Below are 13,041 nucleotides of genomic sequence, written 5' to 3'. Positions count from 1 at the left end.
ATGCTGATAAAACTATACCATAAAATATACAATTAATTCTGCTGACTTACTTACTATGGGCTAATGAAGATGTCTGTGCTCAGCAGTGCGGGAGCCCCGACAAGTTTGGCTATCAGAATGTTTGGAGATCCTCCAACACCATCAGAATCAAAGAATAAATTACCAGTTGCATTATCGTAAATAATCTTGTCACGAGCAATAAGGGAATCTAAGGCATTGGATGCAGTGTGAAACTCATTAGATAGTATTAAAGGGATTTAATTGAAGATTGCTGTGAAAAACGGGATGACACTTTTGGTAAAAATCACTATAATTGGTTTGAAAGAACAAAAATACAACAAATGTTAACGTTCAATCCCAGTTTAACCCCCTCACCCCAGGACAATAGCCTACTAACGGACTTGTATCAGTTAACCATGGCGGCTTGTTATGTAGGGGAAGGTATTGCCGAAAAGAGAGCCAGTTTTGAGCTATTTGTACGCAGCTTACCCGATAATTTTGGCTATTTAATTGCCATGGGACTAGCCCAAGGTTTACAGTATCTAGAAAACTGGCGCTTTACAGCAGAACAGATAGATTATCTGAAAAGTACAGGTATTTTTGACCATGTAACCCCTGAATTTTGGTCTTTGTTGCAAAATAAAGGCTTTACGGGAGACGTTTGGGCGGTTCCTGAAGGAACAGCTATCTTGCCCAACGAACCCTTACTACGGGTTGAAGCACCTCTATGGCAAGCCCAAATAGTAGAAACCTATCTCTTAAACACCATCAACTATCAAACCTTAATTGCAACCAGAGCGGCAAGAATGCGTGATGTGGCAGGGGATAAGGCAATTTTGTTAGAATTTGGCACAAGGCGCGCTTTTAGTCCTCAAGGAGCAATTTGGGCAGCTAGAGCGGCCTTGGGGGCAGGTTTCGATGCAACTTCTAATGTACTAGCCGCCAAGGAACTAAACCAACAACCCAGTGGCACTATGGCTCACGCATTAGTGATGGCGATAAAAGGTTTATCTGGTAGCGAAGATGAAGCATTTATGGCTTTTAATCGCTATTTTCCAGGATCTACCCTATTAATCGATACCTATGATACCATAAGCGCAGCCCAACAGTTAGCCGACAAAATGGCAACTGGTAAATTAGAGGTGAAGGGAGTTCGCTTGGACTCTGGAGACTTGGGGAGTTTATCCCAAAAAGTGCGATCGCTACTACCGACGGTGAACATTTTTGCCAGTGGGGACATTGATGAATGGGAGTTGGAACGGTTGCGAGCAGAAAACGCTAATATCGATGGTTATGGAGTGGGGACTCGTTTAGTAACGGGACAACCGATCAACGGAGTCTATAAATTAGTAGAAATAGACAACATTCCTACCATGAAACAATCTAGTCATAAGATGACTTATCCCGGCAGAAAACAGATATTTCGTCGCTATAATAACGGAATAATATCCAGCGATCGCTTAGCATTAGCAGATGAAACTATTCAATCAGGAGAAAAACCCTTACTAGAATTAGTTGTGAAAAAAGGTAAAGTCTTAAAAGAAAATGAATCTTTAGAAATTATTCGTCAACGAGTCAAAGCATCTCTTAAAAGTTTACCCAAAGACACTCATAAAATAACAGAACCTACACCTATTCAGGTGGATATTTCTCAACCATTGGAAATGTTACATAAATCTTTGATTGTTTGATTTTAGGATATAATTATATGACGAAAATTGCTTTATTTGGAACCAGTGCCGATCCACCAACAGCAGGTCATGAGTCTATTGTTCGTTGGTTATCGGAGCATTTTGATTATGTAGGAATTTGGGCTGCAGATAACCCTTATAAAAATCATCGAACCTCTCTAGATCATCGTATGGCGATGTTAAAGTTATTAATTGATAATATTAATGCTTCCAGCAATAACATTCATCTTTCTAAAAGTTTAAGCCATCGTCACAGTATAGTCAGTGTGGGTAAAGCTAAGGAGATATGGGGAGAAAATGCAGACTATTTTTTTGTTATTGGATCTGATTTAGTCAAGCAAATTTGTCAGTGGTATCGTATCAATGAATTATTGGCTGAAGTTTCCCTATTAATTGTTCCTCGTCCTGGTTATACTATTAAAGAATCTGACTTAAAAGGTTTAGAAGAAATAGGGGGAAAATACGAAATTGCCGACTTGAATGCGCCGGCTGTTTCCTCTACTGCTTACCGAAAACATGGTAATGAAAATGTTTTAATTCCCCCCATTCAAGATTACATTCATCAGGAAAAATTGTACGCATGAATTCAAAGAATAGTAAATCAACTTTGGACGACTTTAAGGTAGGAGTTGATAATGTTATTTTTTCCATTGATTCTATAGAAAATAGATTATTGGTCTTATTAGTTAAACGTCAAGAAAAACCATACATCAATCAGTGGGGTTTACCAGGAACTCTAGTAAGAAAAGGAGAATCTTTAGAAGTTGCGGCTGATCGTATTCTATCAGAAAAAATAGAGACTAATAATCTGTATCTGGAACAACTATATACCTTTGGTGGACCAGAAAGAGATCCCAGAGAATCACCGGACAGTTATGGGGTTCGTTATCTATCTGTTAGTTATTTTGCTTTAGTACGTTTTGAAGAAGCAAAATTAATTGCTAATCATCATCAAACTACTTGGTATATGATAGAGAAAGTTCCTGATTTAGCTTTTGATCATAACCTGATTTTAGAATATGGTTATCAACGACTCAAAAGTAAATTAGAATACAGTCCTATTGCTTTTGAAGTTTTACCAGAGATGTTTACTTTAAACGATTTATATCAATTTTATACTACTGTTTTAGGAGAAAAATTTGCCGATTATTCTAATTTTAGAACTCGTTTACTTAAGCTAGGTTTTTTAATAGATACCGAAGAAAAAGCATCAAGAGGTGCAGGAAGACCAGCTACACTATATCGCTTTGACTCCGAAGCATTTGCGCCCTTAAAAGATAAACCTTTCGTTTTTATTTAGCCCTTAGATTACTAAAAATTATTAGTACAATGAAAATTGCGATCGCTCAGCTTAACCCTATTATTGGTGATATCAGAAACAACGCAAACCATATTCATAAAGCTGCAAATATAGCAGTAGAAAGGGGGGCAAAATTATTATTAACACCTGAACTTTCGCTGTGTGGTTATCCGCCTAAAGATTTACTATTAAATGCTAGTTTTATTGATAATTTATGGACAGAAGTAGAGCAATTAGCTGAAAAAGTACCGAAAGATTTAGCTGTTCTCGTGGGAACTGTTGTTAAAAACAGTCATGCTTTTCTTGAAGGAGAAAAGTCTCTATTTAATAGTATTATTTTGATCGAAAATCAAACCATTAAACAAATTTTTCATAAACGACTTTTACCTACTTATGACGTTTTTGATGAAGATCGTTATTTTGAAGCAGGAAAAGAAAGCAATTATTTTCAATTATCGTCAAATGTTCCTAACGCTAAAGCTATTAAAATTGGCGTGACTGTGTGTGAAGATTTATGGAACGATGAAAAATTTTGGGGTAAACGAACCTATGAAAATAACCCTATACAAGACTTAGTTAAACACGGGGTTGATTTGGTAGTAAATTTATCTGCTTCTCCTTATAGTATTGGTAAACAAAAGATTAGAGAAGCAATGTTAAAACACAGTGCAAAATACTATAAGATACCGATTATTTATACCAACCAAGTAGGCGGAAATGATGACTTGATTTTTGATGGAAATAGTTTTGCTGTCAGCAGAAAAGGTGAAATTAGCTTACGCACCAAAGGGTATCAAACTGCAATAGAAGTTATTAACTACGATCAAAATAATGAAGACTTAGAAACCAGTTATGTTGCTCATTGTCTAGAAACGGAAGAAGAGGAAATCTGGTCATCTTTAGTGTTAGGATTAAAAGATTATGCTAGTAAATGTGGCTTTTCTAAAGCTATTTTAGGATTAAGTGGTGGTATTGATTCATCCTTAGTTGCAGCTATTGCAGCCGAAGCATTAGGAAAAGAAAATGTGTTAGGAATATTAATGCCTTCTCCCTACAGTTCGAGTCATTCTATTAGTGATGCAGAAACGTTAGTTAACAACTTAGGAATTAATAGTCAGACTTTAGCTATTGGAGATGTAATGAAAGCTTATGATTTACTGTTAGAACCTTTATTTAAAAATACAGAATTTGGAGTTGCTGAAGAAAATTTGCAATCGAGAATTCGTGGTAACTTATTAATGGCGATCGCTAATAAATTCGGACATCTATTATTATCAACCGGAAATAAATCAGAAATGGCAGTAGGTTACTGTACTTTATATGGGGATATGAATGGAGGTTTAGCGGTTATTTCAGACCTCCCTAAAACCCGTGTTTTTAGCCTTTGTGAGTGGTTAAATCGACATCAAGAGGTGATTCCTCATAATGTCATAATTAAACCCCCTAGTGCCGAATTAAAACCCGATCAACTGGATCAAGATTCCTTGCCACCTTATGATGTCTTAGACGCTATTTTAGACAGGTTAATTCATCGTCATCAATCTATCAAAGAAATTGTAGAAATGGGGTTCGATTATGATACAGTTTGTAAGATAGCAAAATTGGTTACACGTGCCGAATTTAAGCGCAAACAAGCTCCTCCAGGATTAAAAATAAGCGATCGTGCATTTGGAACAGGTTGGAGAATGCCTATTGCTAGTCGTCAGAAGTTAGATTAATGGGTTAATTATGTTTTTAAAAACAGTTTAATTTTACGCTCAAAGAAAATAAATTTGCCGATGGATGTAAAGTTAAATAATCCTCAGTTAAATACCATAAAAATCTTCATCTAATATTTGTTCTTGAGAAAAAAGACAAATTTTAGGATATTTACTTTCTTGAGGAATACGAACCTCAAACTTATCCAGTTGGCCCTCTTTGATAGCTATTTTTCTACCATCAGGATGAGCTTTTTTAATGGCAGTTTCTAGATAAGATTTAAGAGAAGGAGTATACCTTAAATTTTTCTGAACCCGTTGACGATGTTCAATAATAGAACGATACCAGCTATCTTTCATAAATGAGGGTGCATCATGTTGTACTTTCAGTTTGAGTAAATCAGCTAAGAGAATCATCAAATTACTTTCTAATGATCTTTTTTCTGATTTTCCCAACTCTGTTAATTCCTCAATTAAGTTATCAATATCTAAAGAGGAAAACTCACCCTTTTGTAATTGATAGATAGTTGTTTCTATCCATTTTTGAAAATCTTGATCGTATAGTGTTTTAGACATACCATTAATATTTTAAAATAATTAAAGGGCGATCGCTTGTTTTTCTAACCATAAAGCAAAGTCTGTGTTGTCAAGATTATTTGTTACTTTTTTCTTTTCTTATGTTTATAACTGATCATAGCATATTACTATTTAATGAAATATGGCTTATTTTTGTGCTATGATAAAGATTAATTAATTTATTTTGATAATTTACTGATGAGAAAAGTAATTATTTACCCTGGAGAAGACGGTTATTGGGTTGCTCAATGTCCTAGTTTACCTCCTTGTATTAGTCAAGGAAAAACTAAAGAAGAAGCGATCGCTAATATTAAAGAAGCAATAGAATTATATATTGAAGTTCTCCAAGAAGAAGGCCGTGTTATTCCTGAAGATAAAGTGGAGACATTAACGCTGACTATATGAGTAAATTACCTCAAATTTCAGGGAAAGAATGTATCAAAACATTAAAAAAAGTTGGGTTTTACATAAAGCGTCAAAAAGGTAGCCATATTATTCTCTATAGAGATGAACCTTTTACGGAAGTCGTTGTCCCTAATCATAAAAATATTGATAAAGGAACTCTAAGAGCTATTATTATACAGTCAAAGTTAGAAGTGGATGAATTTATAGAATTATATAAGAGTAAATAGTTAAAATAATTCAATTTTTCAGGGCGATCGCCTGTTTATCTAACCATAAACCAAAATCTATTTCATAAAGATTAGTTTTCACTTTCTTCTCTTTCTATTTTCATCACTGATCAATCATAAACAAATAAGGTGGGCAATGCCCACCCCACAAATATTAATTAGTACGGAACCTGGCTAATTCTTTGCCGGTCTTAGCATCATGAGCATGAACCGTACAGACCAAACAAGAATCAAAAGAACGCGCCACATGACCCACTTCTACAGGGTTGGTGCTATCTTCGATGGGAATACCCACTAACGCCTCTTCAATGGGTCCTCTGGTATGATTTCCATCCCTTGGTCCTACGTTCCAGGTGGTGGGTGCAATCACTTGGTAGTTCTTGATTTTACCCTTTTCTACTTCCACCCAATGACATAATGCGCCACGACTTGCTTCCGTACCACCCCAACCGCGGCCGTCTTTTTCCGTGGGTTTAATATACCAAGGTTCGTTTAACTTAAACTCACGCAGACATCTTTCTACCTCCCGATACAGTTTCACAGATTCGTGCATCCGTGCAAACTCACGAAGATGGATGCTAGGACCACCCATTTTCTTGAACATATCCAAGATCAAACCGTCGTAGTGTTGCCAACTTTCTCCATGTTTGCCACCAGCAACTAACTGACGGGCAAGAGAACCCACTTCCATACGGCCTAAGTCCTTATGAGAAACAGCAGTGGCCCAGGAATATTTACCCTCATAGTCGTTGGTATTGAGATGCTTAGGATGAGTGGTGCGATCGAAAGGATGAACATCTGCGGTTCCTTCTTCGTACCAAGCGTGGCTAGTATTTTCCCGTGTGAAGGTATGATCTACCATGTGATGTTGATCGGTGAAGCTATCGTAAACACCACCTTTCATGATCACCGCAGCATTTCGACCTTCAACAGTGGGTTTTTGATATCTATCTTCGTGGGGAAGATAACCCCAAGTTAAATAACGGCCAGGACCACCACCATACTTATCTAAACCGATATCTAACCCCATACGCCAATAAAAACCGAGATCAGAGTTAGCGTGGTTAGGACTCTCATCCAACCATTCTAAAAAGTCTTCATAAGTTTGGATCTCTTCGTATCTTTCTAAGGAACATCCTAACCACACCGGTTCTAACCAGTTGGTGCGGAAATATTCCATAATCCCCCAACCTCTAGTAATATCGGTTAAAGTGGGCGCACACATCACACCACCCGGAACCATGTAACTAGAATGGGGCCATTGTCCCCCAAATAAAGCGTATAATTCTACGGGTTTAGCAGAGGTGGTAATAGCTAGTTCATAAGAAGTTCCGGTAAATGCACCAAAACGTTTACACGCTTCTTCGTAAAAAGGACTATTTTTGTACTTTTTATTAGTTAAGTCGATCGCATATAAGGCATAAAAATGTCTGGGATGACTTTGAACTGTCTCCACCAATTGACCCAAATTTCTTGCTAAAATAGCGTTACGAGGTACTTCTGTTTCCCAGGCCGTATCCAAAGCCCAAGAAGCACAAGTTAGGTGAGACGCGCCACAAATACCACAGATACGGGGGGTAACAATAAGTCCTGCTTGGGGATCTTTCCCTTTTAAAATCACCTCGAAACCCCGAAATAACTCGGCTTTCGTCCAAGCATTCACCACCTGGCCATCTTCAATATCAACCCTAACATCTAAGTCCCCCTCAACTCTCCCCACTGGGGATATTTCTAGTTTTTGTACTGCCATAGTATTTCTCTCAAGAATGGTCAAATATTCGATAAAGTAGGGGTGAACGGCCGTTCGCCCCTACGGATGGTTAAACAGTGAAAAAGTCTTCACTGGCCCAAGAAGGACTTGCATCTTTAGAAACAACCGTCATCAACGCATAATCTTTCTTATTAATACCAGAGGGTAACTCTTTCGGTACACCCATTACGGTTTGCGTTTTAAATACCGTTCCTGGTTTAAGATCATGGAAAGGAAACTCCGGTTCCGTACACCCTAAACAGGGCATACCTGCACGGGTTTTTGAGGATACTCTATTCCACAAGATACGGTTACAGGAAGAGTGAGTCATGGGACCACGACATCCCATATCGTAGAATAGACATCCAGTACGTTGTCCGAAGTCCTGGGTGGTTGCTTTATAGGAAAAGTGCATATTCCTGGTACAACCCGTCTGGGTAAAGCTGCGGAAGAAGGTTTGGGGACGATGAAACTCATCTAGGGTGAGATCCCCCACTCTTCCTGTGGCCACTGCTACCAATATTTGCGAGATCCAGTCAGGGTGCGACGGACAACCTGGTATATTGATAACAGGTAGGCCAGCTTGGGACACATAATCAGCCCCTAAAAAGCCTCCTTTATCCCGTTTGAGGAACTGTACCCCAACGGACTCACTAGGGTTGGGTTCCATGGCAGGAATACCGCCATAAGTGGCGCAGTCTCCCACTGCAACCACAAACCCTGCTACTTTGGATAACTCTGTAAACCAGTCTTTCATGGGACGACCAGCAAAACGGTTCCATTCTCCTGTCCCGTTGGGTGCGTTGACGACGCTTCCCTCATAAACTAAGATATCTACAGGAACTTTTCCACTAACACAGTCCCGTAGTAATTGTTGTAATTCATCACCTAATTGTAAACCAAGGGATGGATGCCATAAAACATTAATCCCAAAGTCGGTAATTAAGTCTACCACGGTGGGTTCTTCTGCGTTTAGGAAAGATATCGTATTCCCAGAACAGGCACCACCTTGCAGCCAAAGAACATTAGCCATAGACTCTCTCGGATGGGTTTTCAGTTAATTATGCTCTAATTTTAATGGTTTCTTGGCATGATTTAAGCTTTATTTAATTGTTATTTGAATAAATTTTAACACTGTAAATTTTCTTATTATTTCTCTATATGTCATTCAGTATTTTAACTTTACTAATGTCATCAAATCATGACATTACGACTTGTACTCAACAATATTTTCAGATTGAATATTGAAAAGATTTTTACTAATTTAAACGATTATGATTAAAAGTCCTTTGCGTTATCCTGGAGGAAAATCGAGAGCTATTAAACAAATACAAGGGCAATTTCCCGATAAATTTAACTTTTCTGAATATCGAGAACCCTTTGTAGGTGGTGGTTCAATGTTTATTTACCTCAAACAAGTTTACCCTAATATTGATATTTGGATCAATGATTTAAACCCAGAATTATACCTATTTTGGAAAGTAGCACAATCTGACTTAAAAAAATTAGTTACTAAACTTAGAGAGATTAGAAAAGAGAGAACAGACGGAAAAGAATTATTTAAACAATTACGTCAAGTTGATGTGGAGAAAAAATCAGATTTTGAGAGGGCAGTTCGTTTTTTTATTTTAAATAGAATTACTTTTTCAGGAACCATTGAATCAGGAGGTTACTCAGAAAAATCCTTTCAGACAAGATTTACAGAATCATCTATTGATCGCTTAGAAAAATTGGCTCATATTCTGCCAGGAATTCGTATTACAAACCTAGATTATCAAGAGGTTATTAAAGAAGATAGAGATAAAAGTTTCATCTTTTTAGATCCCCCATATCTAACTGCAACAAAATCAAAACTATATGGAAAAGATGGTAATTTACATACCTCATTTAATCACCAAGAATTTGCCGAAACAATGAAAAAATGTCAGCATCAATGGTTAATTACTTATGATGATTCTCAAGAAATCAGGGAATATTTCCAAGATTTTAATATTATCCCTTGGAATTTACAATATGGTATGAATAATTATAAACAAGGAAAAGCAGAAAAAGGACAAGAAATTTTTGTCAGAAACTATAGCATAAATCTGGAATCGAAAAGCAAACAACTTTCTTTAAATCTGAATATTTGAAAATTCAGAAAAAAGATCCGAATAAAAATAGAAATGTATAGAAAAAATGGATAAAGTTAACAGTCCACTATCCATTTTTAACGCTTCTCTCTACTGTTGAAAAACGAATCTAACTTTTTGTACCCCTTCTATCATTTGTAAACCAAACTGGCCAGAAGTAAATTCTTCTAAGTTTAAATATCTGTTCATTTGTGTAGCGAAGTCTTGTAAATTAATTACTTCTTTTTCTTCACTATTCCAAGGAATAGGAGAGATTAAAAACTTATCCATTAATTCTCCGTTTTCATCTCGTAGGTTTTTTGACCATTCAGGAGAGTCTTTTGTAGGTGCATCTAAACCGAAGTGCATGGACTCAGGTTTGAGGTGAATATCAACGGTTTTAACTTCCCCTTCAAATAAACAAATTAACACATCTTTTGCTAGATTTTCCATCCTTAATAGGGGTAAAAGTTGACCTTCTGTGGGGTCAATGGAATCTAAATCTCCTACTGCAGTATCGTATCCATCAACCAGTAAACCTGGCCAACCAGAAACCACTTGCGATCGCATAATAATTCCAGTAATGGTTTTATTTTGTGCTTGAAGAAAGTCGTTAAGTTTTGTTATTTGACCATCATCTAATAGATCACCACTGGTAACACGACCAATACTAAATGCACCATCTTGTAAACAGTCAACCCAAACTGAATCTAAACAGAAGAAACGGATAGATTCTGGAGGTAATAAACGCTCGTCTGGGACTAAATAATTGAAGGGAATACCTTGTAATAATCCTAACCCTTGAAACCATAGTTTGAGTGCATCTGGGATAAATTTTGTTTCACTGGTTGGAGGGTTAATTAAGGGTAACTGAATCTCTTGTTGTTGCAGTCGTTTGATAACTTGGACTACTTCTCTTTTCCAGTTAAAAAGCTGAACCGCTAATCCTTGATTTTCTAACATTAACATTCGACCCAGTTGCCAAGCAGCAGAATAGGAAATATCGAACATTCCAATATTAGAATCATAGCGCAATAATTGATCCGATGCTTTAACAGGAAATTGATAGGTTGCTTGTTCTTGAACATTAAAATTAGTGGTCAAAGGACTACGATACCATGAATAGGTTTTACTACCTTTTCGTAAAGAGTGGGGAACAGTAACATAGCCTTTTTTTAAGTATGCTTCTGCTTGTAAATTCTCACTTTGAGGAAGTCTTGGAGTAGAAGGATTATGATTTAGTCGTTGTAGTAATTGAGTGAAACTTTGAGCAGGATCAATACAAGAAAGTTCCCAACTAGCTAAACTAACAAAGCGGATATAATCATCATCTCCTGCATTTTGATAATCAAAATTATTCCCATTACTATCAGGATAACGCCCTTCTATAGATACTAAATAAACTGTACTTTTACCGTTAGCTTCAGGAAGACGATTACTAATAATAGTAGAATATTCTTCCTCTGTTGTCTGTGGATTTTCCTCTGTTTTTCCCTTACGAACATGAGAAGTATAAGATAGATCAGAGTAAGTAGGTAAAATATCAACTAAATATTTCTTTTTAACATCAATGACTGTTACTTGTTGATCTAGAGTTTGTCCTAATTCTAGTTCCATATCCGTTGGATATTTAATATTAGAATTGTTATTTGTGGTAGCAATTAATTCTGAAAGGGTGATATTTTTTGTTTTCGGTGTATCATCTTCATTGTCGTCAAAATCACTTTCTCGGAATAATAATAAAATCAACCAAGGTAAACTTTTTTCTGTTGTTCCAGGGTAACGTTCCCAAGGTAAGGTACTGCGTTTAAAGGTGATATGAGGCAAAACATTAGAATGTTCTCCTAAACTTTCTAGGGGAGGAAAAACGGCATAAATATCATTAGGAGGTAAAGGACCAAAGCGTTCACCTTGAACAGCAAAAGTTAGTTCTCTGCTATAGGTTTTACCTTCACTTCCTTCAATTCTATTTTGAGTATCTTTGATGGTTTGTTCAACTTTGAGATGATAAGTTCCACTTTCTAATGCAGGTTGGTGGAATTGGATAAATTGAACTTGTCCTTTTTCTTGGGTAGGCATATAAATGAATCCTTTTTTGTTAGTTTGTATTGTTAATTTTTAGGTTGTTTTAGCAGTAGCTTAACCCAATAAAAAGTTAATTTATTTTTGGGTTTTTGCTACTCACAAAAACTTTTAAAACAACTCCTTTCGGATGAATAATACACGAATCCATTCATAGTCTTCAGTTTGCTTTTCTATGTCCGCAGTTATTACCCACTTTTTGATATTATTATCAGAAGGATCTTCTGCCTCATAAGCATACACAGAAAAACCAGCCCATTCACGTTTTCCATCTGTAGAAACATCAAACCCAACCACTGCTGCAAACCATTCCGAACATTTATATTGTGTCCATCCAGTTGATAAATACTCATATTTTATGACAGGGTAACCATTAATGCGGATTTTCCCATCATGGGTCAACTCTAAAGCATTCCGAATACTTCCATTATTTTGAGTTCTGAATTGAAGATTAATATTCGTACTACTTGAATCATCCCTTGCTTGAACATAAGCTGTTCCACTGTATCTATCTCCTTCGTTAGCATGAAGCCAGATATGCCCTTTTCCATAATAATCTCCTGTAACATTTAATTGACCGTTAATTAAAGTGTTACCTTGAACATCTAATTTTTTAGAAGGAGAAGTCGTTCCAATCCCCAGATTACCTGTAATTAAAGTATCACCTTGAATATCTAACTTAGCTGATGGAGAGGCAGTTCCAATACCTACATTTCCATTATTAATTGCCATTTGTACTTCTCCCCCACCGGCGTTTAAAGGACTACCATCATGAGTACCCCCTTTATACCAACCAAAATTTTGAGAAGTTCGGAAATAAGTTGTAGAACCCTGGATACCAATTGCATGGTCTGAACTCCATAAATTAATCCTTTGTCCCTCACGATTGCTAAAGTTTAAATCACCTGAATTGATGTTAAGATTACCAACTGAAGTTAACTCCATTAAAGGATTAGATTCATCTTTTTTGAAAAACTTAACTGATGAATTATCGTTAGTCTTATCAACATCAGAACGAAAAATAAGAGTTCCTGTATGTTGAATTTCCCCAGGTGAATCTAAACTAATACCATCTTTAACTATGAGTAGTCCATCTAGCTCTTTTGTCGTTCCCATGCGGACTTTATTATCAAAAACTAAGGGAGCTTTTTGAAGCTTCTCAAAAAGTCTGGGGGGACTCGCCGAAAGTTAGGGGACAAAGA

At 36.7% G+C, this 13,041-nt stretch carries 12 protein-coding genes; 7 read left to right on the top strand and 5 right to left on the bottom strand.

Annotated features, from left to right (window positions below):
* Positions 1-341 precede the first annotated feature (341 nt).
* The 4 genes from P9B04_RS04170 to P9B04_RS04155 are packed head-to-tail and all read left to right on the top strand — an operon-like array spanning position 342 to position 4,709.
* Positions 342-1,691 (top strand): nicotinate phosphoribosyltransferase, encoded by a 1,350-nt coding sequence (locus P9B04_RS04170; RefSeq protein ID WP_342053738.1) that lies wholly within the window; start codon positions 342-344, stop codon positions 1,689-1,691.
* A gap of 17 nt (positions 1,692-1,708) precedes the next feature.
* Complete coding sequence (locus tag P9B04_RS04165; RefSeq protein ID WP_342053737.1) at positions 1,709-2,275, top strand: nicotinate-nucleotide adenylyltransferase; 567 nt, start codon at positions 1,709-1,711, stop codon at positions 2,273-2,275.
* The gene (locus P9B04_RS04160; protein WP_342053736.1) at positions 2,272-2,991 is read left to right on the top strand and encodes an NUDIX hydrolase; all 720 of its coding nucleotides are present in this window, start codon (positions 2,272-2,274) and stop codon (positions 2,989-2,991) included. Before P9B04_RS04165 ends, P9B04_RS04160 begins: the two co-directional genes overlap by 4 nt.
* 29 nt (positions 2,992-3,020) lie before the next feature.
* Entirely contained in the window at positions 3,021-4,709 is a 1,689-nt protein-coding gene (locus tag P9B04_RS04155; protein ID WP_342053735.1) for an NAD+ synthase, read from the top strand.
* Between the two features lie 87 nt (positions 4,710-4,796).
* Here P9B04_RS04155 and P9B04_RS04150 read toward each other — a convergent pair whose 3' ends face one another.
* Positions 4,797-5,264: a DUF29 domain-containing protein gene (locus P9B04_RS04150; protein WP_342053734.1), complete on the bottom strand. Its 468-nt coding sequence runs from the start codon at positions 5,262-5,264 to the stop codon at positions 4,797-4,799.
* A 198-nt stretch (positions 5,265-5,462) separates the two neighbouring features.
* Here P9B04_RS04150 and P9B04_RS04145 point away from each other — a divergent pair, with 198 nt between their 5' ends.
* Positions 5,463-5,669, top strand: coding sequence for a type II toxin-antitoxin system HicB family antitoxin (locus P9B04_RS04145; protein WP_342053733.1), 207 nt, complete (start codon positions 5,463-5,465; stop codon positions 5,667-5,669).
* Positions 5,666-5,896 (top strand): type II toxin-antitoxin system HicA family toxin, encoded by a 231-nt coding sequence (locus P9B04_RS04140; RefSeq protein WP_342053732.1) that lies wholly within the window; start codon positions 5,666-5,668, stop codon positions 5,894-5,896. Before P9B04_RS04145 ends, P9B04_RS04140 begins: the two co-directional genes overlap by 4 nt.
* Positions 5,897-6,050: 154 nt before the next feature.
* On the opposite strand, the gene P9B04_RS04135 is transcribed toward P9B04_RS04140, so the two are convergent.
* Both P9B04_RS04135 and P9B04_RS04130 read right to left on the bottom strand, forming a co-directional pair.
* Complete coding sequence (locus P9B04_RS04135; protein WP_342053731.1) at positions 6,051-7,646, bottom strand: nickel-dependent hydrogenase large subunit; 1,596 nt, start codon at positions 7,644-7,646, stop codon at positions 6,051-6,053.
* A 70-nt stretch (positions 7,647-7,716) separates the two neighbouring features.
* The gene (locus P9B04_RS04130) at positions 7,717-8,679 is read right to left on the bottom strand and encodes a hydrogenase small subunit (protein ID WP_342053730.1); all 963 of its coding nucleotides are present in this window, start codon (positions 8,677-8,679) and stop codon (positions 7,717-7,719) included.
* 241 nt (positions 8,680-8,920) lie between these two features.
* Here P9B04_RS04130 and P9B04_RS04125 point away from each other — a divergent pair, with 241 nt between their 5' ends.
* Entirely contained in the window at positions 8,921-9,778 is an 858-nt protein-coding gene (locus P9B04_RS04125) for a DNA adenine methylase (RefSeq protein ID WP_342053729.1), read from the top strand.
* A gap of 90 nt (positions 9,779-9,868) precedes the next feature.
* On the opposite strand, the gene P9B04_RS04120 is transcribed toward P9B04_RS04125, so the two are convergent.
* Together P9B04_RS04120 and P9B04_RS04115 are read right to left on the bottom strand one after the other, a co-directional pair.
* Positions 9,869-11,836 (bottom strand): hypothetical protein, encoded by a 1,968-nt coding sequence (locus P9B04_RS04120; RefSeq protein WP_342053728.1) that lies wholly within the window; start codon positions 11,834-11,836, stop codon positions 9,869-9,871.
* A 114-nt stretch (positions 11,837-11,950) separates the two neighbouring features.
* The gene (locus P9B04_RS04115; protein WP_342053727.1) at positions 11,951-12,955 is read right to left on the bottom strand and encodes a hypothetical protein; all 1,005 of its coding nucleotides are present in this window, start codon (positions 12,953-12,955) and stop codon (positions 11,951-11,953) included.
* Positions 12,956-13,041 lie beyond the last annotated feature (86 nt).

The sequence above is a fragment of the Crocosphaera sp. Alani8 genome, from assembly GCF_038442745.1.
GTDB lineage: Bacteria > Cyanobacteriota > Cyanobacteriia > Cyanobacteriales > Microcystaceae > Crocosphaera.
The sequence above is the reverse complement of the archived record's forward strand: the minus strand, read 5'-3'. Positions and strand labels throughout refer to the sequence as shown.

What these genes read in the sequence shown, in the direction of transcription:
- P9B04_RS04130 (WP_342053730.1), bottom strand. Translation starts at nt 8,679, where the DNA reads ATGGCTAATGTTCTTTGGCTGCAAGGTGGTGCCTGTTCTGGGAATACG.
- P9B04_RS04145 (WP_342053733.1), top strand. Translation starts at nt 5,463, where the DNA reads ATGAGAAAAGTAATTATTTACCCTGGAGAAGACGGTTATTGGGTTGCT.
- P9B04_RS04120 (WP_342053728.1), bottom strand. Translation starts at nt 11,836, where the DNA reads ATGCCTACCCAAGAAAAAGGACAAGTTCAATTTATCCAATTCCACCAA.
- P9B04_RS04140 (WP_342053732.1), top strand. Translation starts at nt 5,666, where the DNA reads ATGAGTAAATTACCTCAAATTTCAGGGAAAGAATGTATCAAAACATTA.
- P9B04_RS04155 (WP_342053735.1), top strand. Translation starts at nt 3,021, where the DNA reads ATGAAAATTGCGATCGCTCAGCTTAACCCTATTATTGGTGATATCAGA.
- P9B04_RS04170 (WP_342053738.1), top strand. Translation starts at nt 342, where the DNA reads ATGTTAACGTTCAATCCCAGTTTAACCCCCTCACCCCAGGACAATAGC.
- P9B04_RS04135 (WP_342053731.1), bottom strand. Translation starts at nt 7,646, where the DNA reads ATGGCAGTACAAAAACTAGAAATATCCCCAGTGGGGAGAGTTGAGGGG.
- P9B04_RS04115 (WP_342053727.1), bottom strand. Translation starts at nt 12,955, where the DNA reads ATGGGAACGACAAAAGAGCTAGATGGACTACTCATAGTTAAAGATGGT.
- P9B04_RS04150 (WP_342053734.1), bottom strand. Translation starts at nt 5,264, where the DNA reads ATGTCTAAAACACTATACGATCAAGATTTTCAAAAATGGATAGAAACA.
- P9B04_RS04160 (WP_342053736.1), top strand. Translation starts at nt 2,272, where the DNA reads ATGAATTCAAAGAATAGTAAATCAACTTTGGACGACTTTAAGGTAGGA.
- P9B04_RS04165 (WP_342053737.1), top strand. Translation starts at nt 1,709, where the DNA reads ATGACGAAAATTGCTTTATTTGGAACCAGTGCCGATCCACCAACAGCA.
- P9B04_RS04125 (WP_342053729.1), top strand. Translation starts at nt 8,921, where the DNA reads ATGATTAAAAGTCCTTTGCGTTATCCTGGAGGAAAATCGAGAGCTATT.